Raw genomic sequence first — 21,644 nt, forward strand, 5'->3', positions numbered from 1 at the left:
TCCTACTCTACCTTGAACTGTCCGGTGCTCTTTTGGAGGTCTTGCGACAGGGCTAGCAACACCTGAAATGCCTCCGCAATTTGCCTCGATTTTTCGGCATTGTGATTGGCGATCGCCCAGATGTTTTTGATTGCCCCGGTCACCGCTCCAGCTTGCGCGTGCTGCTTGTGAGCGACTTGAAGAATATCCTCGACTTGTTTGCCGATCTGAGCTGTCGCCGCTACGATTTCATTGAGACTTTCGCGGACTTCATCGATCAAACCCGTGCCTTCGAGAACGCGATCGATTCCCGTTTCCATGGCTTTGGCAACTTCCTCGGTTTCGCTTTGCATCTGAGCGACTAATCCTTCTATTTCGGTTGTGGCGGCAGCAGACTGGTGGGAGAGCGATCGCACTTCTTCGGCAACGACGGCAAAACCTCGTCCGTTTTCTCCGGCTCTTGTCGCTTCCAAGGCGGCGTTCATTGCCAGCAGATTGGTCTGGGTGGCAAAGTTGCCGATTAACTGCACTACCTTGGAAATTTTTTGCGACGATTCGCTAAGGCGCTTGATTCGCTGAGCGGTTTCTGAGACGGTTTCCCGAATTGTCAGAATGCTGCCCACCGTCAGATTCATGGTCGTGTCTCCCTTTTGTAGGATTTGATTGGCCTCGCGAACCGCTGCTTCGACTTGTTTGGCTTTTCCGGCGGCAGTTCGGGTGAGATTGACCATTTGCTGAATTTGGTCGAGCGCTCCTTTGAGGTCTTGAAACTGTTTCCCCATCTGAACGGCGCATTCTTGAACCACTGCCGTATTTCCTTGGGCTGTTTGTGCTAGCTTTTTGGCTGCTCCTTGCACTTGCACGACGATTTTGCGCAGCGATTGCAGGGTTTCGTTATAGGCATCGGCGATCGTGCCGATTTCATCGTCTGTAATCGGGGCGCGGACTGTTAAATCTCCGGTCAAAGCGGGCAAAACCGAAACTAGCAGTTGGCTAGCCCTCTGCTGAAGTTGTTCTTTGAGAGCCTTTTCTCTTTCGATCGAAGTTGCCAATTGTTGGGATTGGGCTTGTACCCGTTCGAGATAGTCGGCTTGCTGGATGGCAACTCCCAACTGTACGCTAGCTTGAGCGAGTAGATTCACCTCGCTTTCTTGCCACGAGCGAGTGTGGTTATTTTGATAAATTTCCAACAATCCCCACAATTGCTCGCCTTCAAAAATCGGCACGATCGCGCAGGCTTTAATCCCTAGTTGCTCGAACCACTCCGACTCGAACGAGGTCAGTTCGGCGCTGTCGATATCGTCGATGATGAGGTTTTGGCGATCGCGGTAGCGCCCGCCTTGGCTTTCTTGCAGGTCGGGATTTTCCACTAAAGCTGCTTCACCTCCTGCCAATCTAATGCAGCCAGCGCTAATGTCTTCTGCGACAAATTCCCGATTCCAATCTGGCGTAAAACGGGAGATCGCCACGCGATCGACTTTCAGTAGCTTGCGCAATTCCTGAGTGCTAGCTTTTAGCAAACTCTCTAGTGCAAGTTTTTGCTGGCTTTGCTCGATAATTCTTTGATTGATTTTCACCAAAAAGCGAACGAAGTTTTTTTCTCGTTCTGCCGCTTGGGCGAGTTGTTCTGACTGTTTCTCAATTGTATTGACGTATCCAGCCTGTTGCAGGGCAACGCTGAACTGAGCGGCAATTTGCTTGAGAAATTTAATTTCTGTCTCTTGCCAAGGGCGAGTTCCAGAGTTTTGAAACGCTGCCAGCATGCCCCACAGTTTTTGCCCCAGAAAAACTGGGACGATCGCATAGGCTTTGACATTGTATTGCTCTAAAGTTTCGAGATAACAGGCAGGAAACCCGGCCTGGTAAATATCTTCTCGAACATAAGCTTCCCGGTTTTGCAAGCGACCACCTTGATTGTCTTGCAAATAGGTATCCGTCCACTGTGCCCGACTGGTTCGCTCGTTGCCATTGCTGGCAATCAAACTCTGTATGCTAGCGCACTCGGTAATGTCCTCCTGCAAGCCGGAAATCCGATCTTGCCCCTCAACTAAATTACCCCAGCCGCTAGCGACTGACTCGGCGATAAATTCGCCGCTCCAGTTGGGATTAAAGCGATAAACCGCTACGCGATCGACATTCAGCAGCGATCGCACTTCTTTGGTGGTTGTCTTAAAGATGGTGTCGAGGTCGAGCGATTGACGGATGCGAGCGATGACTTTGGCAACGGCTTGCTCTTGCTCGACCAATTGAGCTAGGCGATCCGATTTGGCTTGCGCCTGTTGGAGGATTTCTGCTTGTTGCAGTGCTGTGCCGAACTGAGCGGCGATTTTTTCCAAAAAATTTACCTCGGACATTTGCCACTGTCTGGGTTTTTCGTTTTGGTAGGCGGCTAGCAGTCCCCAAAGCTTTTGTCCCTCGAAAATTGAGACGATGATACACGATTGTGCTTCGTATTGCTCCAAGGCTTCTATATGACACGGAGTCAGCTCGGTATTGTGAATATCGTTGAGGATAAAAGGCTCGTTGTTGCGAAAGCGACCGCCTTGAGTTTCCTGGAAGTAAGGATCTGCCCATCTAAGCAGGTTTTGCGTCGCTTGAGTGCCGATTATCGGTATCCAGCCGCTGGCGACTGACTCGGCGACAAAATCTCCGCTCCAGTCGGGGTTGAAGCGATAAACCGCTACGCGATCGGCTTCTAGGAGCAGTCGCACTTCTCTGGCGGTCGTATTAAAGATGGTGTCGAGCTCGAGAGATTGACGGATGCGAGCGATGACTCTGGAGACGGCTTGTTCTTGTTCGACGAGCTTTGCCAACTGGTTGGTTTGGATTCGTAGTTGCTCGAAGGTTTCTACTTGTTGCAGTGCGGTGCTAAACTGAGCGGCAATTTGTTTGAGAAAGCCGATTTCTGTTTCCTGCCAGTTTCGGGGAGCGGAGTTTTGATAGACAGCTAGCAATCCCCAGAGGTTTTTTCCTTGAAAGATAGGGGCGATCGCATGGGATTTAGCTTGATATTGCTCTAGTAGGTCTAAATGACAGGCCGATAGTCCGGCTTTATAGATATCATCGAGAACATAGATTTCGTTGCTGCGAAAGCGACCGCCTTGAGTGTCTTGCAAGTAAGTATCTTCCCATCTGGGATTTGTGCCAACCAGAGGAACCCAGCCATTTGCTACCGATTCGGCTATAAATTCGCCGCTCCAATCGGGAGCGAAGCGATAAACTGCCACGCGATCGGCTTTTAGCAATAATCTTGTTTCTTGCGTCGCTGTCTTTAAGATGGCGTTCAAGTCATCGGACTGCTTGACTTTGCCGATCTTTTCTAGGACTTTGGCGAGGAGTTGATTTTCTTGGATTCGCTCTTGCAGTCGAGCGCTAAATGCTTCGCGTTGCAGGCTAGTGGTGAGTTCCAGACAGATTTGGTGGAGCAGCTCGATTTCTGCTGCTTGCCAATCGCGTCCTGCCGAGCATTGCTGAACTGTCAATAAGCCCCATACCTCGCCTTCTACCAAAATCGGCAGGCTCAAACTGGATTTTATCTGAAATCGTTCTAATAATTGTCTTTGATAGGGAGTGAGTTGGGATGAGGCTGCGTCGATCGCGCTGGCTTTCTGGGTTAAATAGTCTCCCCTTCGCTCCAAGCCAAAGGCGATCGCCGGAAGGTCTTCGCCAAGACAGGGAGTCCAACCTGCAACTCTCGATTCTGCCAAGACGCTGCCTCGCTCGTCAGAACTAAAGCGATAGACAAAAACGCGATCGGCTTCTATTTTCTCGCGCATAGAAGCAACGGTAAGGTCGAGTAGCTCATTTAAGTCTCGAACTCCACGAATGCGATCGATAATTTCTGCCAAAATCGTGCGCTCTGGCTTAAACCATTCCCTTGTTGCGAAAGATTTTTTTTGTAAATTTTCTTGAAAAAAAAGAGCGAGTTGCTCGATTTGTGCTACTTGTTCTTTGAGTTCGGGTTTTTCTAAATAGCCAGACTCTTCTAGAACGGATTTGACGGCGGCAACGGCGGCTAAAGATGTCTGAGCGTCAATTTGAGAGCCGTTTGAGGCAAGAGGGCTATCTAAATTGCGATCGGGTTCGCTGAATTGGGTTGGTTGATGAGTAGCTGTCATGGGTACGTCCTCTGAGCTTCTTGGTATCCTCAAGTATCGATCCAGTACTGGCTAGGGCTTTTATCGTGTGTTATGAATGCTTGATGCGATCCGGCGCTTGAATCGTCTGCCTCGGTTGGCTGCGAGCGTGCCTGAGTTAGAGTCAATAGAGTAGATTTACCACAAATACCGTTTTTTGACTGTTACCGCAACTACGAAGCTGCGAGAGAAATTTTTAATCTATTCGATAAGCTTTTGCGAGCAAGCAAGAAAAATTTTCTTTGCCATCAGCAATTTGAGAATTTCTTGGTCGTTTTTGAGAAAAAATCCCTGTAAAAATGGCATTAACTCTGGTGAGAATAATTCATCTGAAGGATCGTGCAGTTGTTGCCAGTCGTACTCCTCAATGCCATGCACTTTAGGAACGACCAATCCCAGGGAGCGCGCTTCGATCTCAACGACGATCGCGTAATGCTTACCCTCCCACGATAGGGGAGCATATCCCAACAAGTAACTCAGATCGATTAGCCAGAGCATTTCATCGCGCCACTGATAAATTCCCAAAACCCAGTCGGGAAGATGGGGCACGGGTAAGATTTCCTCGGCTGCAACTAGGCGAATTTCTGGCGCGATCGCGGCTGGCAGAAGGGCTAATTCTTCTCCTTCTAGCTGAAATTGCAAAAACTTCTCTTCTGTCGATTGCACTTCCCTACGTTTTTAAGTTCTCGTAAATTGACGCACGATTCCGATCAACTCCTCTTGTCGCACGGGTTTGCCCAGGTAAGCATCTGCGCCTAACATAGTTCCCCACATTTTGTCCACATTCGTGTTTTTAGTCGAGCACATGACAACGGGAATTTGGCTGGTGCGGGGATTGGTTTTGAGTTCTCTACACAGTTCAAATCCGCTTTGACCGGGCAATATGACATCCAAAAGAATCAAATCGGGTTTTTGTTGTTCGAGTTTTTGCTGTGCCTCTTCCCCACTTCTGACACAGACAACAAAAAAGCCTGCTTGCTGCAAATATCGGCTAACGATCTCTGTATCAGTCAAGCCATCTTCTACGACCAAAACAGTATTCAAAGCCCACCTCGCTTAAAAAAACACGCTCGAATACAAAAATACAGGATTGCTGAGCTTCGATAAATATTTTGTCAGATATTGTTACTCAGTCGAATTCAACCGTTGGCTTGAATTGAAATTGTCCGGCATGGGGTAAGATTTGCTCTAGCGCGATCGCAGTTCGAGCGAGAACGAAGGATTCGATTTGCTTCCAATTCAAGACTCGAATCTTGCACAAGATTTCTAATAGTTCCCTTGCCGATGTTGAATTGGCGGCTTTTTCTCTGGCAAACTTGAGTGCTATCTCGCTCATGGCGGGCTTAAATTGCTTCGTCAGCTTTCTAGCTAAAGAGAAGCGATCGGGGATACCATAGTCGCCGTAAGTCATTTCGCCGCCCTGAAAAACCAAAACGCGAGATCTCGCTCGCGCGTCGGGAGCGATCGTTGCCTTTACGTACAAAGTCCCGCTAGCACGATGACTGCGAAGGATGTTTAGAAGGGTGCCAAGCTGCTTGGGTTGATATTTACCGTGAGGCATAGAGAAGCAAGCGCTACGCTTTGCTGAAGCAATTTTCTAAGACTTCTGGGGATCGATATTGTATAGCCAGTATAGTTGACGAACGCGATCGCAACTCAGCATTTGCAGCCACTGCCGCCTGTAGTTTAATAAGTAATAGGTAATAATAATTAAAAAGCTTTACACCCAAAGCGGCTGACTAATGGCAAACTGATAATTGCAAATTGCGAATCGATATAAGATGTTTTGCTTCGCTATCGCTACGCTCAACATGACGAAGTGCAGGGTACTCCGCCGTCTCACGGCGGAGTACCTTGCACATTCTATACTTTTTAAAGAACTTGTTACTTTTTATCTCCTTTACGTCAATACAATAGGCTATAACTCAATCGAATGATTCGGTGTTTTTGCCCCTTTAATTCTAATCTTTTACAGTGGCGATCGCGAACTGAAAGCAAGAAGTTTTTATCTACTTTATTCACTTTCTTTTTTCCTATTATCTAAAAAAAACAGTATGTAAATCAGCTAAAATTTTATTCTTCATTGCAGCTAAAGCGAAAAGAATTATCTAAATTTTTAGGTAAAATCAACGTACGAATATTAGCAGCTAAAGCTCGTTTGCATAAAGCCTTTCTCTTAACGCGATCGCGGAGATATTTTTTATTATATTCGGCGTTAAAAATCGGTTTTCCTTGCTCGATAAATGGTTGTAATAAATTACATTCATTAAACTCGTGGCATTGTTCATTAATGCTGAAGTCAAAGGAGAAAACTAAATCTGGTATTTGGTCTAAATCATTTTTTAGCGCAACCGACAAACCCCTTTTATGAGCTTCGTTAGCAATGAAACGATTGAACGCGAGTTGCTCCTCATAAGTTAAATGAAAACCCGTATTATTCACATAACCGTCAACATTATCGGGTTCCACGCCATCGCAATGTTTTTGTACGGCAAGATCCAATCTAGATAGAATTATCTGACCAACATTAGGAGATCGGATATCTAACCAACGTTCGTCAGGGAAATCATCTAATACTTTACCAATTTCGATTGGTTTAAATCGAGCGGCATCAGGTCGAAAATTTTCGACTGTTCCCGCTGAAAAGTAACAAATTACCTTTTTTCCTTGGCTGTGAAGATTAGCAATTAATTCTGGCGATGCATTAATTAAATCGATATCATATACTTCAACGTTATAGCTTGTATTAACGGTTCCTACAAGCTGCCATTGCCAAGAAGTTTCGATCGCAGGACGAAACCAGTTACCATCAGCGATAGGATTAGAATATACAGGTTTTTCATCGATCCTACATCCCAATAAGATGGTAACTAAGAAAAAGATTGCGATCGCTCGTCTGGCACTAGCTCGCATCCTGGCGATTTTGGGTAATATCAAATCCGTTTAATTAGTCATAATATGTAGTACGACCAACAGGAGTCGCGAGCGGGACTTGTTATTGTGGTCGTTCAACCGGATTTGATATAACCGAGCAACCAATCGGATAAGCTGAATAGTAAGTAGAGTCTCGTTTTCCGAACCACTGATAGCGATTGTCTCGAACTTGTTCGTAAGTGCGATCGCCGAGCCATTTTACACCGGGCAAGGCGCGGTATGCTGCAATAAATGCCTCTCCCATGGGCAGCAAACGAGTAATTTCTTCTACTGCATCGCTGCCTTGCCACCGAGATTCTGAATTTTTTGCATCAACTAAGATCATTCCCATCTGGCAGTCATCAGGAGTAATGCCAAATCGTTGCAAAGTAGCATCATCTTGCATAGGAGTGTAATCAAAAATTGTCCCGCGATCGAATTGTTCTAGCAGTTGAGTAAAGGTAACGCAAAGATTGCAATTGCCGTCGTAAATGACGTGATATTTCATAAACGATGGGAGTTAAGTAAGTTGTCTTAATTAAATCTTACGCGCGCGTGAGCGAGACGCTCATACTACCATTTAGGAAATAATCGTGTCGTTATACTTATAATTGGCTTATACTTTTTCTAAAAAAGACCCGATAGAAATTTCAGTCGATTTTAATCGAGTTGGCATTAACGCCTAGAACTAAAGTTCTAGGCGTTGATGCTGTCAAAGTATCATCTCCAGGAGCGTACATTCCCACACCAATCTAGGTTGAACGTAATTGAGAAGGTATTGACGCGCTTTCTCTAGCAACTCAAGTAAATTTTGTTGTCGCCAATTTTGCCAATAGATATATTGAAGATAGTCGATCAGCCAAATTTGAGCTTGCGTGTCTAACTCGCGATCGATAGTTTTGGCTAGTTCTAGGGCGCTGAGCGGACTGTCTGGCAACTGACTGAGCTGTTGGCGCAAGGCTTCTGGAATGGCTTGCAGTTGAGCGAAGGCAGCGATCGCTTCTCCTGGACTTCCTTGAGCGATCGCGAGAATTTCTGGATAAGTTAGAATCGCTTCATGACCATTGCGACGCAGAACTTCTTCCATTTGTTCTGGCGAGAGTCGATAAAATGGAATTTTCTGACAGCGAGAAACGATGGTCGGCAATAGGACATCGGTGTTGGGAGCAATTAAAATGATGGTAGCTCGTCCGGGTTCTTCTAGGGTCTTGAGCAAGGCATTAGCCGCCGCTTCTGTCATCGCCTGAGCCTCTTCTATAACGACTAGCAAACGAGAAGCTTCTATGGGAGGACGATTGAGAAATTGGGCGATATCTCGAATTTGCTCGATGCGAATTTGAGGGGCGGCTTTGCGCTTGAGTCCTGCGGCAGCAGCTTCTTTTGCCGTCAATAATTGTCCTTGATGCTGATAGGTTGCCTCCACCCATAATAAATCGGGATGATTGCCAGCTAAAGCACGTTTTTGAGCCATTGCATTTTTTTCGGGCGAGAGATCGAGACTCAGCAACCATTGACTGAAACATTTGGCAGCCAGAGATCGTCCTACCCCTGAAGGACCGGCAAATAAATAGGCTGGGGCGATGCGATTACGCGCGATCGCCTCCTGTAGCAACTCAACGGCTTGGCTTTGACTTACGAGTTGAGAAAAATAGTTCATCGATCCAAAATGAAGGGGTCTAACAGTCAGAATTTTTAGCTAATTGTAATTATGGCTCGCTATACCTGCTCCTATCGCTTCAAGGTCGATCTGGAAAAACTGCAACCCCTAATGATCGAAACTCTGCAAGCTTGTCATTTTGAGGTGATTTATCAGGCGGTCGATTATATAATGGCACGCGAATTTCTCGGTCAAATCAGTTTTTCTAAGTTGGTGACGGTAGAGGTACTCATTGACAGCACGACTGCTATTGATGATGAGGTACAGGTGAATTTAGTTGTTAAGAATGATGAACTTCCATTACAGCTAAACAATCGCTGTCGGCAACTGTTTGTTCTCATCCAACAGGCGATCGCTGACAATCCGCAATGGAAATTAATAGAAAATGTAACCAGTTAAGCGACTATCTTCTTCCTTCTGTTCCTTTTTCTGTATCGAGCGCCTCTTCATCATTGTCCATCATGGCGGGATTGATCAAGGTGATATCGAAAGGGTCGTTATTGGAAGCCGTAGGAAATTCATCTCGTTGCCGATAATGATAAACAGCCACTACTTGCGGTCCAAAGACCACCTCGTCTCCATCTTTGAGATCGCAAACAGTGACTTTGCGACCGTTGACTAACATTCCATTGGCGCTTGCCTTTCCTTCTGAATCTCCATCGATAATGCGATAGTAACTAGAACCGTTGTCGAGATCGAATTTGAACAGAGTGGCGTGGTGGCGCGAGACAAATTGAGAACGCAGGCGAATATCGCAATGTTGCGACCTGCCCAATGAATAAACCGGGTATCTTAAAAGGACTTCTTGTCTCCCTTTATCGTCTTCAATAACGAGAAAATGTTCTTTTTGAGGGAGTGCAGGCTTACCAGTCATCACGCTATCCTAAATTCTATGCATTGCGATTGTGGGATTTAAGATTGGCAATACCAAGGCGAATAGCTAGTTTGATTCGTAGATAATTCACGTTTGGATTTTGAATTGACGACGCAACAGAAGAGAATTAGTCACGACTGTGACGGAGCTAAATGCCATTAGCGCCCCGGCTAATGCCGGACTCAACAGTAACCCAAAACCGGGAAGCAAAATGCCAGCAGCAACAGGAATGGCAAGAGTATTATATCCCAAAGCCCAAAACAGATTTTGGCGAATTTTATTAAACGTAGCCAGGCTAAGTTGAATGGCTTCCACTACATCGAGCAATTGTTCTCGCATCAAAACAATGCCCGCCGTTTCGATCGCAACGTCTGTTCCTCCGTGCAAAGAAATTCCGATATCTGCCTGTGCTAAAGCTGGAGCATCGTTGATTCCATCTCCAATCATGGCAATAATCTTGGATTTTGGATTTTGGTCGCCGTTGTGCTGGAAGTGCAAGGTACTCCGCCTTCTGACGGCGGAGCCTGCTTGCACTTCGTCAATTCCAGCGGCGTGCGGCGACTGCGTTCCGCAGATTTTGGCGAAGCCGCCGCACGCTCCTTGAACCGCTTCAAGGAGAACGGCGGATTTTGGATTGGGGATGAAAGGATTTTGGATGAATTTCTTCGGAGTCCCCCCACTCTCCCCACTCCCCCTTGTCCCCTGATTCCCGTGCTTTCTAACTTCCGAATTCCGACTTCTGAGTTCCGACTTCCGATCTCCCATTTGCAGGGATTTAATAATTTCTGCCTTCTGTTGGGGACGAACGGCGGCAAAGACTTGAGTAATACCGACTTGTTGCGCGATCGCATTGGCAACGTCTGGGCGATCGCCAGTTACTAGGATAACTTGCAATCCCAATTGCTGAAGGCGTTCTACAGTTTCCTTGGCATCGGGGCGCAGGGGATCTTGAAGGGCAAGAACTCCAGCGACCTTCCCGGCAATGGCGAGGTAAACAACGGTTTTGCCTGCTTCTGCCAGCGATCGCGCCTGCATCTGGGCTAGTTCGTCGATTGCTACGCCGCGATCGCTCATCCAAGCTTCATTGCCCAGTAAAACCTCTTCTGTGCCAACGCTAGCAGATATGCCCAGTCCAGCTTCGGTATAAAAGTCTTTAGCTTCTAAGAAAGGTAATTCTCGTTTTTGGGCTTCCTCAATGATTGCCGTGGCGAGAGGATGATTGGTGCCGCTTTCTACTGTTGCGGCGAGTTGCAAGAGACGGTCTTCATTAATCTCTGTCAGGGGGAGGCAATCGGTAACGGTAGGATGACCGATAGTTAGCGTTCCCGTTTTATCAAAGACCATCGCGTCTAACTGATGAACTTTTTCTAAAATATCCCCGCCTTTGATTAACAATCCGCGTTCGGCACCAATGCCAGTCCCGACTAGGATCGCCGTTGGCGTAGCCAATCCCAAAGCGCAGGGACAAGCAATGACTAATACAGCGATCGCAAGTTTTAAACTCAAGAGCAAAGGAGAAGGCGACACGACCATCTCATGCCCCATGTCATGAGATATTCCCGCCATGAGAACTTCTGGATAGAGTTTCGTGCCAATGAGATCCCAAAATAGAAAAGTTAGCGAGGCGACTGCCATCACGCCGTAGGCAAAATATCCCGCCACGGTATCGGCTAGCTGTTGGACGGGGGCTTTGCGGGTTTGCGCGTCTTCTACCGAAGCGATAATCTTGGCTAGGGTGGTGTCTTTGCCGATGCGGGTGGCTTTAATCGCGATCGCGCCCGACTGGTTTAGCGTTCCTGCCGTTACCGTATCGCCTTCTTGTTTTGCCACGGGTAGCGATTCTCCCGTCAGCATCGACTCATCCACCGAACATTGACCCGCGACAATTTCCCCATCGACGGGTATTTTTTCTCCCGGCAATACCCAAACCCTTTCTCCCACGCGCACTTGCTCGACTGGAATTTCAATCCCCGACGGATCTGCGCTATTGGGATCGCCAATCAAACGGGCAACGGGCGGTTGTAGGGCAACGAGGGCTTCTAGGGCAGAACGAGCGCGAATTCTGGCTCTTGCTTCTAGGGTGCGCCCCAGGAAGATAAATCCTAGCAGCATGACGGGTTCGTCAAAAAAGCATTCCCATCCCAATTGGGGAAACAGAAGCGCAATGCAACTTGCCAGATAAGCGCTAAACGTTCCCAACCCAACCAGGGTATTCATATTGGGCATTCCGTGCCAAAGGCTTCGCCAGCCATCAATTAGCAGGGAACGCCCCGGAAATAGTAATGCAAGGGTTGCTAGCGCCCAATGAAACCAAATATTGCTAAAGAAGGGAATCTTCGGACCGCCAATATGGTCTAGATGCCCAAGGCTAGAGAAAATTAATAAAGTCGCCGCGATCGCTAAGTTCCGGATCTGTTGCTTTACTTCCTGCTGCCGCCGTTCTACCGCACTTGCAGCTAATTCACTGGTTCTTCCTGCCGCCGAGGAACGCAATTGCGAGGGAAAACCCGTTTCAGTCAGCTTTTGGGCTAATTTCTCCGGTTGAATGGCTCCTGGAACGTACTGGACGACAGCTACTTCAGTCACGAGATTGACGCACGCAGAAACCACTCCCGGATTTTGAGTAAGTTGCCGTTCTACGGCTTTAACGCAGCCAGCACATTTCATTCCCGTCACGTCCAGCGTAGCGGTTTCTAGGGAAGTTGCAATTGTTGTCGTTTCCTCAGCTTTTGGCGAAGTTTGTACCATAAATAGTTATTAGTTAACAGCTATTAGTTAATGGTTAGTCGTTTCCCTACTTCCCCATCCCCGATCTCTCTGCAAGATGTACTACATAAAATGGTAACTCTTCTAAGTTTTATATTCTCCGCTGAGATTGGAAGCATAAAACCCATCTAATCTTAAGCTGCAAGTAGCGCAGTTAGGGCGTTAACCGATTTGGTAATCAACCAGAATTCTTTATTTTTAGACAGTTCGTGGAGGCGATCGCAATTCCAGGAATTCTTAAATCAATGAAACACGGGTAAGGATTTAGTAACTTTTCCAAGTTTTATATCCTCCTGTCAGATTGGAGGCATTAAACCCATTTAATCGTAAGATACGAGTAGCGTAGTAGGCGCGTTGACCGACTTGGCAATAAACTAAAATTTTTTTATCTTTTGGGAGTTCGTGGAGGCGATCGCGTAACTGACTCAAAGGAACATTAATTGCTCCGGGGACGTGACCTGCTTCAAATTCTCCCACTTCTCGCACGTCTACTAATACGCTTTCGGTCAAATCTGAGCCATCCCATTGAGCGATCGGAGCATCCCCTCGCAAGGCATTAGCGGCTATCATGCCAGCAAAATTAACGGGATCTTTTGCTGCACCAAATTGGGGTGCGTAGCACAATTCGGCTTCTTCTAGATCGAAGACGGTAGAGTGACGCTGAATCGCCATTGATATAACATCAATGCGTTTTTCTACTCCTTCTTCTCCCACTGCTTGCGCTCCTAAAATTCGCCCGTCTTTGGGAGAAAAAAGCAATTTCAGGTCAATCGGTTTCGCACCTGGAAAATAGCTGACGTGATGACCGGGATGGAGGCAAATTTTCTCATAGGGCATTTTTAGCCGTTTGAGAGTTTTCTCGCTAGCTCCCGTATTAGCAACGGTTAACCCAAAGATCCCGCAGACGGCAGTACCTTGCACGCCCCGAAAGGTAGAACTTCGACCTGCAATTGCATCGGCTGCAATCCTTCCCTGGCGGTTCGCTGGTCCGGCAAGGGCGATTAGGGTCCATTCCTTAGTAACATAGTCTCGTACCTCTACTGCGTCTCCAACTGCCCAAATAGACTCGTCAGAAGTACGCATTTGTTCGTTGACGCGAATTCCGCCTTTATCTCCTATTTCTAATCCAGCCTCTATAGCCAGTTTGCTTTCCGGACGCACGCCAAGTGCAATAATTACTAACTGAGCGGGATACCGATTGCCCGATCGCGTCGAGACGAGAATATTATTTTCCTGTTGCTCGAATTGCGTTACTTCCTTTTCCAAACATAACTGAACCCCATGCGCTCTCAGGCGCTCTTGTACGGGAATGACCATTTCTCGATCGAGGATTGGTATGACTTGAGATGTCATTTCTAGTAACGTCACGGCAATGCCTCGATGGACGAGGTTTTCTGTCATTTCTAAGCCAATAAAGCCACCGCCAACGACGACAGCTTGTTTGACTTGACGTTCGGCAATCCAATCGCGAATGCGACGACTGTCGGGGATGGTACGTAGGGCAAAAATTCCTGGCAGGTCGATCCCTGGTAGCGGCGGACGAATCGGAGAAGCTCCCGGCGCTAATACTAAAGCATCGTATCGTTCTTGATAAATTTCGTTGGTTGTCAGGTTTTTAACTGTAATTTTTTTGTTTTGGCGATCGATGCTTAAGACTTCATTTTTAATTCGGACTTCAATATTAAAACGCTGCTTAAATAGATCGGTAGTAGCTACCAACAATTTCTTTTCTTCAGCAATGACATTTCCTACATAGTAAGGCAAGCCACAATTGGCAAATGAAACAAAAGATCCTCGCTCAAAAATAACAATTTCTGCTTCTTCGGATAAACGGCGAGAACGAGCTGCACAAGAGGCTCCCCCAGCTACGCCACCGACAATTAAAATTCTTTTTTGTGTCATATCCTATCGTTCGATCGCTTATGGCTGACCGCGATCGCCTGTAATAATTAGAATCCTACATTTGTAAAATCCGATCGCTATCTCTATTGTATTTTTATTGACTTATTAATGGCAAAAAATATGCTGACAAAAAAATTGATTTTTGGCTCGATCGCAATCTCTCTAAAAAATCAGTTTACCATAAAAAATAGGCGAAATTAGCATTAGTCCCTATGTAGCGAGGTAACTAGCAGAGCATGCCCGGTAATCTCTGTAAAATCCTGTTGATAGAAGAGAATTGCGATCGCATTAAGCTGATTGAGAGATTGCTGTTAGAATCTGAGGGCAGCTCTTTGGCTGAGGGATTGTTCTTTACCCTGACTGATGCCCAGAGTCTTTCCCAAGGCATTGAATACTTGGCTAAAGAAGTCTTTGATGTCATCTTACTCAATTTAATGCTGCCCGATAGTAAAGGAATCAATTCGCTGATAGCGATTAGAGATCGATATCCTAAAGTGCCAGTTATCGTCCAAGCCGACAGCGAAGATGAAACTTTGGTCGTTAAAGCCTTTCAGTTAGGTGCGGATGGCTATTTGCATACCAAAACTCTCGATCGTAGTTTTCTGGTCTACGAAATTCGCCTAGCCATTGAAAGACAGGAATATCTCGCCAAACTAGAACTCCTGCAACAACAAAAAGAACAAGAATTAGAATTTCAACAACTCGAACGGCGAGCCAACTCGACCAATACCAGTATTACGGCTCGCATGTTTGGTTCGGAAACCTTGCGAGAAAGCGTACCAGATATATTTGAAGAACTCGTACAAACCTATGGGAAATTGCTCGATCTCGCCCTAGAAGAACGCGCCTATAAAGTCGAACATAACATCTCCGATCGCTTGCGTGCCCTAGCTGATAAGTTGGGCTTCCTCAAAGCTAGTCCCAGAGATGTTGTAGACATTCACACGAAAACATTGAGGGAAAAAAATCAAGACGTTACTCTGGCTAAAGCTCAGGCTTACGTTTCTGAAGGACGCTTGATGATTTTAGAACTAATGGGGTATCTAACCTCGTTTTATCGAAAATACTATATCGGCTTGAGCAATATTAAATTTTCTCCCCAGCTCGAACAGGAAAATGAGTCATGAGCAAATACGTTCTGAAGTTATATATTACCGGAAACTCCCCCAAATCCCAGCGAGCGATCGCCAATTTATTTCGCATCTGTCACGAAGAACTCGCCGACCAGTACGCGATCGAGATTATCGATGTTTTGGAACAGCCCCACATGGCAGAAGCCGAAAAAATTCTGGTTACTCCTACCCTGATCAAACAACTTCCCCCGCCGCTACAACGCATCATCGGCGATATGTCGAATACTCAAAAAGTTCTTCTCGGACTCGATCTGCTGCCGAAAGAGTTGGAGATGAAATGAGACTTGATTTTGAGCAACTGTCTTTAGGCATGGGGGACTAATTGCGAATTGGCAATTGCGAATTGCGAATTGGATTGACGAGGAGAAGAAAATGCACGGAGAATTAATAAGCGATCGCTATTTAGGAAACTAATGAGTCAAAACAACGGACGGGAGTTTATCGAGAAATTAGAAACAGGGATTCCAGGATTCGATTTTCTCTCTCAGGGGGGACTTCCCAAAGGTCGGGGAACTTTAGTAGCAGGAACAGCGGGAAGTGCCAAAACAGTTTTTGCTTGTCAGTTTCTCGTAGAAGGGATCGTGCGCGGAGAAAATGGCGTTTTCGTCACCTTTGAAGAACCCCCAAAGGCACTACGAAGAAATATGCTCGGCTTCGGCTGGGATATTCAAAAATGGGAAGAAGAAGGAAAATGGGTGTTTGTCGATGCCTCGCCCCAACCGGGGGAACGTCCGATGGTCAGCGGCGAATATGACCTCGGCGCTTTAATTGCGCGGATCGAGTTTGCCATCCGCAAGTACAATGCCCAACGAATCTCGCTAGACTCTCTCGGCGCGATTTTCAGCCACTTAGCCGATAGCGCTCAAGTTCGCAGCGATTTGTTCAGGCTGGCATCGGCACTGCGGGAATTGGAGATTACTGCTGTCATGACCGCAGAGAGAACCCAAGAATACGGCGAAATCAGCCGCTTTGGAGTCGAGGAATTCGTCGCAGATAACGTGGTTATTTTGCGCAACGTTCTGGCCGATGAAAAGCGCCGTCGAACTATCGAAATTCTTAAGTATCGGGGAACCGACCACCAAAAGGGGGAATTTCCTTTCACCGTGATTCGCAACCGGGGAATTACGATCATTCCGCTAGCGGCGATCGAACTCGAACAGAAATCATCCAACATCCGTATTACTTCCGGTAGCGAAGAATTAGATAGAATGTGCGGCGGCGGATTTTTCCGCGACTCGATCATCCTCGTCTCGGGAGCGACGGGAACGGGCAAAACCTTAATGGTGACAGAATTTATGGCAGGTGGCGCCAACAGTGCGGAAAGGTGCCTCATTTTTGCTTTTGAGGAAAGCCGAGAGCAATTGTTTAGAAACGCGATCGGTTGGGGTGTCGATTTCGAGCGGATGGAACGCGAAGGCAAGTTGAAAGTTGTCTGTCGCTATCCCGAAACGACCACCCTGGAGAATCATTTAATCGCCATGAAGGAGATCATCGAAGAATTTAAACCCAATCGCGTTGCAGTAGACAGTCTCTCGGCATTGGAGAGGGTTTCCACTCTCAAAAGCTTTCGGGAATTTATTATCGGTCTGACTTCATTTATCAAACAGAAAGAAATCGGCGGACTGTTTACGTCCACCACCCCAACGCTTTTAGGCGGTTCTTCGATTACAGAGGCACACATTTCTACTATTACCGACTCGATTATCCTGCTGCGTTATGTGGAAATGTATGGAGAAATGCGCCGGGGCATTACGGTACTCAAAATGCGCGGCTCAATGCACGATAAGGATATTCGCGAGTTTGCGATCGACAACCGAGGCATGCATATTGGCAAACCATTCCGCAACGTGACTGGAATTCTGGCAGGAGCGCCGATTTACACGGCTCAGAATGAGGTGGAGCGCCTTAGCGGTTTGTTTGAGGAGTGAGACTTCTCAGGAGACGGGGAGAGTTAGGAGAAGGAGAGACAATTAACAAATAACCAATAACCAATGACAACTGACCAATCCCTAGTAAGATAAGAAAGTTAGATTATATGCGATAATTTGTTACAGACATTTTAAGATTTGCTTAGTACTAGCAATGAGCGATCGACCTGTAGAGAAAACGCTGGCAGAGCAAGCTCTAGCAAGCTATGAATGCCGTGCTTGCGGCTACGTTTACGAGCCAGATAAGGGAGATAGTAAAAGTAACACTCCTGCCGGAACGCCATTTGAGCAATTGCCCGCCGATTGGCGCTGTCCGGTCTGTGGGGCAAGCCGTTCTGCTTTTGTCAACATTGGAGCCAGAAATGCTCCCTCTGGATTCCAGGAAAATCTCAATTACGGTTTTGGTGTTAACCGTTTGACCCCAGGACAAAAAAATATTTTGATTTTCGGAGGACTAGCCTTAGCCTTCTTATTTTTCTTAAGCCTATACGGTTTAAATTAGGCTCGAACCAAGTATCGCTGCCAACTCCCTTTAATTGATATCCCTATTTTTCGCATTAAATGCAATCTTACCGAACAATTTTAGCCGGGGAGAAACCAATCAATCGATTCCTAGCTGTTATCGACTAAGATATGAACATATTCATGAGAAAGCTGAAACAAATCTTCATATTAATTGCGTTTTCCTTATTTTGTATCAGTTGTAGTACCGTTCCTTCTACCAGTTACAATCCCTGGTCAGTTATCCAGTTAGAAACCGAATCGACTTTTGCCGATCTAGCTTTTACCGACGACCCAAATCATGGCTGGTTGGTCGGTTCTCAGGCAGCCCTGTTTGAAACAACTGATGGAGGCAAAACCTGGCAAGAGAAAAAACTAGACTTGGGAGAAGAAAAAGCCAGCTTTACAGCTGTCAGCTTTAACGGACAAGAAGGCTGGATTACTGGAAAACCCTCTATTTTGCTGCACACCGAGGACGGCGGTCAATCCTGGTCGCGTATTCCCTTAAGCGAAAAGTTACCGGGTGCGCCAAATGGTATTGTTGCACTGGGTTCTAAAACAGCAGAAATGGTGACAGACCTGGGAGCGATTTATAAAACTAGCAATGGCGGTCGTACCTGGCAAGCTTTAGTCGAAGGTGCGGTGGGGGTCGCCCGGACGATCGCTCGTTCTGCTGATGGTAAATACGTTGCTGTTTCCGCCAGAGGAAACTTCTATTCAACTTGGGAACCGGGACAAACGGAATGGACTCCTCACAATCGCACCTCTTCTCGCAGATTGCAGACAATGGGATATAGCAAGGACGGAGGGCTGTGGTTGCTGGCTCGCGGCGGTCAAATTCAGTTCGGTAGCACTGACGGTCAAGACGAGGAATGGGGAGAAGTTATCTATCCCGAACCCTCAACCAGTTGGGGCTTATTGGATTTAGCATACAGAACCCCCGAAGAAATTTGGGTGAGTGGCGGTAGCGGCAATGTGCTGGTAAGCTTCGATCGTGGGAAAACTTGGCAAAAAGATAGAGAAATAGAGGATACTCCCTCTAACTTTTATAAAATTGTCTTTGTAACCCCTGAGAAAGGATTTATTCTGGGTCAAAAAGGTGTTTTACTTAGATATGAGCCGCCAGCAGAAACAGCTTAAAATTAGGCTATAGCTGTTAGCGCGATCGGCGGTTTTGGATCGTATAAACTATAGAATTGAAACGATAACAATAGGAGGAAAAATTTCAATGTCTGGTAGCACTGGAGAACGTCCGTTTTCGGACATTATTACTAGCGTTCGTTACTGGGTAATTCACAGCATCACCATCCCGATGTTGTTTATTGCAGGCTGGTTATTCGTCCAAACGGGACTAGCCTATGATGTTTTCGGAACACCCCGTCCCGATGAGTATTTTACGCAAGAGCGTCAAGAATTACCGATTATCACCGATCGCTTTAAAGCCAAGCAGGAAATCGAGCAGTTTAATAATTAAGTAGTTATAAAACAAGGATGGAAATTATGACAAGTCGGACTCCTACCAATCAACCTGTTTCTTATCCGATTTTTACGGTGAGATGGCTAGCCGTTCATACTCTGGCCGTTCCCACTGTATTCTTTTTAGGCGCGATCGCCGCCATGCAATTTATCCAAAGATAGGAGAAAGTCATGGAGAGAAATCCAAATCCCAACAGACAACCAGTAGAGCTTAATCGGACTTCTCTATACTTGGGTTTGTTACTGATTGCAGTCCTTGGTATCCTATTCTCCAGTTATTTCTTCAACTAATTATTGGATAATAATTGAAGTTTCGATCGGAGAAAAATAGGAGGTTAAAATTATGTTTGCAGAAGGACGTATTCCCCTTTGGGTTGTTGCCACTATAGCTGGTTTGGGTGTCATTGCTGTTGTAGGTCTTTTCTTCTACGGTGCCTACGCTGGTTTAGGCTCTTCTCTGTAGAGTTTATTGCCTTTTAAATAATTAATTGCTTTAACACCATCAAGCAACAAAAAACCGCCTCTTTACCAAAAGTTGGCGGTATTTTTTATCAGGAAAAAGTTAGAGATCCTCCGCCGTCTCACGGCGGAGCCTCCTCTGACTTCCTGAAAAAGAAAAAAATTTACTTTTGCCTTTTTCCTTTTACCCTTTACCTTTCTCTTACCACTTGAGCATGTTAAATTGCTCCATGTCGATCGTCTCGCGGTTGCGATAAATCGCCAGTACAATTGCCAAACCGACTGCTGCTTCTGCTGCGGCAACCGTAATCACAAAGATAGTAAAAACTTGACCCTTGATTCCTGTAGGATCTAAGAAATTAGAGAAGCCCATCAAATTCAGATTCACTGAATTGAGCAGCAACTCGATGGACATAAGAACTCGTACTGCATTTCGGCTGGTAATCAAACCATAAATCCCGATACAGAAAAGCGCAGCAGCTAATAGCAAACAATATTCCAGTTGCAGTTGCATAAATCCTCTTTCAATGGTTATCGATACTTCGTCAGCCTTCTTTGAGAATTCATCATTTATAATTCCGAAGACTTGCTACCTAATGAAGCTACTTCGCGGGGACGTTCGGGTAATGTTAAAGGGGTTGTCGTGGGTTCTTGAGGTTCTGGAATTATATCGCGACGGGCGAGAATAATTGCGCCGACCATTGCCATCAACAACAATACCGAAGCCAGCTCGAAGGGCAATAAGAAATCGCTGAAGAAATGCTTGCCAATTTCTACGATCGTACTTTCAACTGCGGCAGGCGAAGTGCCAGCTATCGACCAAGGAGTCACTAACACCATTGTCGCCAGCAGCGCAAATAAACCAAGACAAACTAGCGCTGTTGCTCCCTGGCGAATCCAACGTCTGGGGACGGCAATAAACTCTTCGCGCTTGTTGACCAGCATGATAGCAAAGATAATCAGCACGTTAATAGCGCCGACATAGATCAAAATTTGTGCGGCTGCTACAAAATCGGCATTGAGCAGGATATAGATCCCAGCGATGCTAATGAATACGCCTGCTAATAAAAAGGCTGAATAGACGATATTGGATAAAAGCACTACACCCAAAGCAGCGCCAAGCATCATCACAGACAACAGACCAAACGAAACAATTTGAACGCCTTCAGCTAGATTCACAGTCTTTTATTCTCCTTAGTGGGACGATTGTTGTTGGTTATTGGGCTATATAGAGCTAAAATTTCGCGTCTGGAACTAACCCCTAACCACCAACAAATCTACGATTAACTCACACCTTCTTTGTTAGATTCCATCTCTTTAACGATTTCCTCTGGGCGCTTGCCCGGTCTTTGACTTCCCGAAGGTAAATCGTGAGGTTCGAGGACTCCTTTAGGCAGATATGCCAACTCTCGTAGAGGAGTTACCATCGGATCTTGGGTGACTTTATATGGCAAGCGTCCGAGAGCCACGTTATCGTAGTTGAGTTCGTGGCGATCGTAGGAAGCGAGTTCGTATTCTTCTGTCATGGAGAGGCAATTGGTGGGGCAGTATTCCACGCAGTTGCCGCAGAAGATACAAACGCCAAAATCGATGCTGTAGTGCTTGAGCTTCTTCTTCTTGACGTTCTTGTCGAATTCCCAATCTACTACGGGAAGGTTGATCGGGCAAACTCGAACACAGACTTCGCAGGAGATGCACTTGTCGAATTCAAAGTGGATTCTGCCGCGAAAGCGTTCTGAAGGAATCAGTTTCTCATAGGGATACTGAACGGTTACCGGGCGGCGACGCATGTGGTCGAAAGTGACAGAAAGCCCTTCGCCGATGTATTTTGCCGCTTGCACGCTTTCTTTGGCATATGCCTGGACTTGTTTGAGGATTTGGTTGAACATATCGTTTGTCCTTTGTTATCGATCGCTGAAT

Annotated in this window: 23 protein-coding genes; 10 read left to right on the forward strand and 13 right to left on the reverse strand. The window is 46.4% G+C overall.

What is annotated here, in order from left to right:
- Window positions 1–2: 2 nt before the first annotated feature.
- From NIES593_RS09170 to holB, 7 genes are all read right to left on the reverse strand, one after another.
- Complete coding sequence (locus NIES593_RS09170; RefSeq protein WP_073599284.1) at window positions 3–4,097, reverse strand: GAF domain-containing protein; 4,095 nt, start codon at window positions 4,095–4,097, stop codon at window positions 3–5.
- Between the two features lie 219 nt (window positions 4,098–4,316).
- A complete protein-coding gene (locus tag NIES593_RS09175; protein WP_073599285.1) occupies window positions 4,317–4,781 on the reverse strand; it encodes a chemotaxis protein CheW in 465 nt (154 codons plus the stop codon).
- A gap of 12 nt (window positions 4,782–4,793) precedes the next feature.
- A complete protein-coding gene (locus tag NIES593_RS09180; protein WP_073599286.1) occupies window positions 4,794–5,159 on the reverse strand; it encodes a response regulator transcription factor in 366 nt (121 codons plus the stop codon).
- Between the two features lie 85 nt (window positions 5,160–5,244).
- Entirely contained in the window at window positions 5,245–5,676 is a 432-nt protein-coding gene (locus NIES593_RS09185; RefSeq protein WP_073599287.1) for a DUF4388 domain-containing protein, read from the reverse strand.
- Window positions 5,677–6,188: 512 nt separating this feature from the next.
- Window positions 6,189–7,052: an endo alpha-1,4 polygalactosaminidase gene (locus tag NIES593_RS09190; protein WP_245817387.1), complete on the reverse strand. Its 864-nt coding sequence runs from the start codon at window positions 7,050–7,052 to the stop codon at window positions 6,189–6,191.
- A 58-nt stretch (window positions 7,053–7,110) separates the two neighbouring features.
- Window positions 7,111–7,536 carry a thiol-disulfide oxidoreductase DCC family protein gene (locus NIES593_RS09195; RefSeq protein WP_073599289.1) on the reverse strand — a complete coding sequence of 142 codons (426 nt, stop codon included), beginning with the start codon at window positions 7,534–7,536 and terminating at the stop codon, window positions 7,111–7,113.
- A gap of 204 nt (window positions 7,537–7,740) precedes the next feature.
- Window positions 7,741–8,685: a DNA polymerase III subunit delta' gene (gene holB, locus NIES593_RS09200; protein ID WP_073599290.1), complete on the reverse strand. Its 945-nt coding sequence runs from the start codon at window positions 8,683–8,685 to the stop codon at window positions 7,741–7,743.
- Between the two features lie 51 nt (window positions 8,686–8,736).
- Here holB and NIES593_RS09205 point away from each other — a divergent pair, with 51 nt between their 5' ends.
- On the forward strand, window positions 8,737–9,084 hold the full coding sequence (locus NIES593_RS09205) for a hypothetical protein (RefSeq protein ID WP_073599291.1): 348 nt from the start codon (window positions 8,737–8,739) through the stop codon (window positions 9,082–9,084).
- 4 nt (window positions 9,085–9,088) lie between these two features.
- Here NIES593_RS09205 and NIES593_RS09210 read toward each other — a convergent pair whose 3' ends face one another.
- From NIES593_RS09210 to NIES593_RS09220, 3 genes are all read right to left on the reverse strand, one after another.
- Window positions 9,089–9,559 carry an FHA domain-containing protein gene (locus tag NIES593_RS09210; protein ID WP_073599292.1) on the reverse strand — a complete coding sequence of 157 codons (471 nt, stop codon included), beginning with the start codon at window positions 9,557–9,559 and terminating at the stop codon, window positions 9,089–9,091.
- A gap of 87 nt (window positions 9,560–9,646) precedes the next feature.
- Entirely contained in the window at window positions 9,647–12,307 is a 2,661-nt protein-coding gene (locus NIES593_RS09215) for a heavy metal translocating P-type ATPase (protein ID WP_073599293.1), read from the reverse strand.
- Window positions 12,308–12,589: 282 nt separating this feature from the next.
- Window positions 12,590–14,227, reverse strand: coding sequence for an FAD-dependent oxidoreductase (locus NIES593_RS09220; protein ID WP_073599294.1), 1,638 nt, complete (start codon window positions 14,225–14,227; stop codon window positions 12,590–12,592).
- 236 nt (window positions 14,228–14,463) lie between these two features.
- On the opposite strand from NIES593_RS09220, the gene NIES593_RS09225 reads away from it, so the two are divergent.
- The 9 genes from NIES593_RS09225 to NIES593_RS09265 all read left to right on the forward strand — a co-directional run bounded on the left by NIES593_RS09225 (window position 14,464) and on the right by NIES593_RS09265 (window position 19,728).
- A complete protein-coding gene (locus tag NIES593_RS09225) occupies window positions 14,464–15,354 on the forward strand; it encodes a response regulator (RefSeq protein ID WP_073599295.1) in 891 nt (296 codons plus the stop codon).
- Entirely contained in the window at window positions 15,351–15,641 is a 291-nt protein-coding gene (gene kaiB, locus NIES593_RS09230) for a circadian clock protein KaiB (protein WP_015142658.1), read from the forward strand. Before NIES593_RS09225 ends, kaiB begins: the two co-directional genes overlap by 4 nt.
- A gap of 132 nt (window positions 15,642–15,773) precedes the next feature.
- Window positions 15,774–17,288, forward strand: a complete 1,515-nt coding sequence (kaiC, locus tag NIES593_RS09235) for a circadian clock protein KaiC (RefSeq protein ID WP_073599296.1) — start codon at window positions 15,774–15,776, stop codon at window positions 17,286–17,288.
- A 154-nt stretch (window positions 17,289–17,442) separates the two neighbouring features.
- Complete coding sequence (locus NIES593_RS09240) at window positions 17,443–17,790, forward strand: rubredoxin (protein ID WP_073599297.1); 348 nt, start codon at window positions 17,443–17,445, stop codon at window positions 17,788–17,790.
- Window positions 17,791–17,933: 143 nt separating this feature from the next.
- The gene (locus NIES593_RS09245) at window positions 17,934–18,929 is read left to right on the forward strand and encodes a photosynthesis system II assembly factor Ycf48 (RefSeq protein ID WP_073599298.1); all 996 of its coding nucleotides are present in this window, start codon (window positions 17,934–17,936) and stop codon (window positions 18,927–18,929) included.
- 88 nt (window positions 18,930–19,017) lie between these two features.
- Window positions 19,018–19,263 carry a cytochrome b559 subunit alpha gene (psbE, locus tag NIES593_RS09250; protein ID WP_015142654.1) on the forward strand — a complete coding sequence of 82 codons (246 nt, stop codon included), beginning with the start codon at window positions 19,018–19,020 and terminating at the stop codon, window positions 19,261–19,263.
- Window positions 19,264–19,289: 26 nt separating this feature from the next.
- Window positions 19,290–19,427, forward strand: a complete 138-nt coding sequence (gene psbF, locus NIES593_RS09255; protein WP_015142653.1) for a cytochrome b559 subunit beta — start codon at window positions 19,290–19,292, stop codon at window positions 19,425–19,427.
- 9 nt (window positions 19,428–19,436) lie between these two features.
- Window positions 19,437–19,556: a photosystem II reaction center protein PsbL gene (gene psbL / locus NIES593_RS09260; RefSeq protein WP_015142652.1), complete on the forward strand. Its 120-nt coding sequence runs from the start codon at window positions 19,437–19,439 to the stop codon at window positions 19,554–19,556.
- A gap of 52 nt (window positions 19,557–19,608) precedes the next feature.
- On the forward strand, window positions 19,609–19,728 hold the full coding sequence (locus NIES593_RS09265; RefSeq protein ID WP_015142651.1) for a photosystem II reaction center protein J: 120 nt from the start codon (window positions 19,609–19,611) through the stop codon (window positions 19,726–19,728).
- A gap of 198 nt (window positions 19,729–19,926) precedes the next feature.
- Here NIES593_RS09265 and nuoK read toward each other — a convergent pair whose 3' ends face one another.
- The 3 genes from nuoK to ndhI all read right to left on the reverse strand — a co-directional run bounded on the left by nuoK (window position 19,927) and on the right by ndhI (window position 21,613).
- Window positions 19,927–20,238: an NADH-quinone oxidoreductase subunit NuoK gene (nuoK, locus tag NIES593_RS09270; RefSeq protein WP_073599299.1), complete on the reverse strand. Its 312-nt coding sequence runs from the start codon at window positions 20,236–20,238 to the stop codon at window positions 19,927–19,929.
- Between the two features lie 56 nt (window positions 20,239–20,294).
- Window positions 20,295–20,903 (reverse strand): NADH-quinone oxidoreductase subunit J, encoded by a 609-nt coding sequence (locus tag NIES593_RS09275; protein ID WP_073599300.1) that lies wholly within the window; start codon window positions 20,901–20,903, stop codon window positions 20,295–20,297.
- 104 nt (window positions 20,904–21,007) lie between these two features.
- The gene (gene ndhI / locus NIES593_RS09280) at window positions 21,008–21,613 is read right to left on the reverse strand and encodes an NAD(P)H-quinone oxidoreductase subunit I (RefSeq protein WP_073599301.1); all 606 of its coding nucleotides are present in this window, start codon (window positions 21,611–21,613) and stop codon (window positions 21,008–21,010) included.
- Window positions 21,614–21,644 lie beyond the last annotated feature (31 nt).

Origin of the sequence: Hydrococcus rivularis NIES-593 (assembly GCF_001904635.1) — a bacterium.
Classification (GTDB): domain Bacteria; phylum Cyanobacteriota; class Cyanobacteriia; order Cyanobacteriales; family Microcystaceae; genus Hydrococcus; species Hydrococcus rivularis.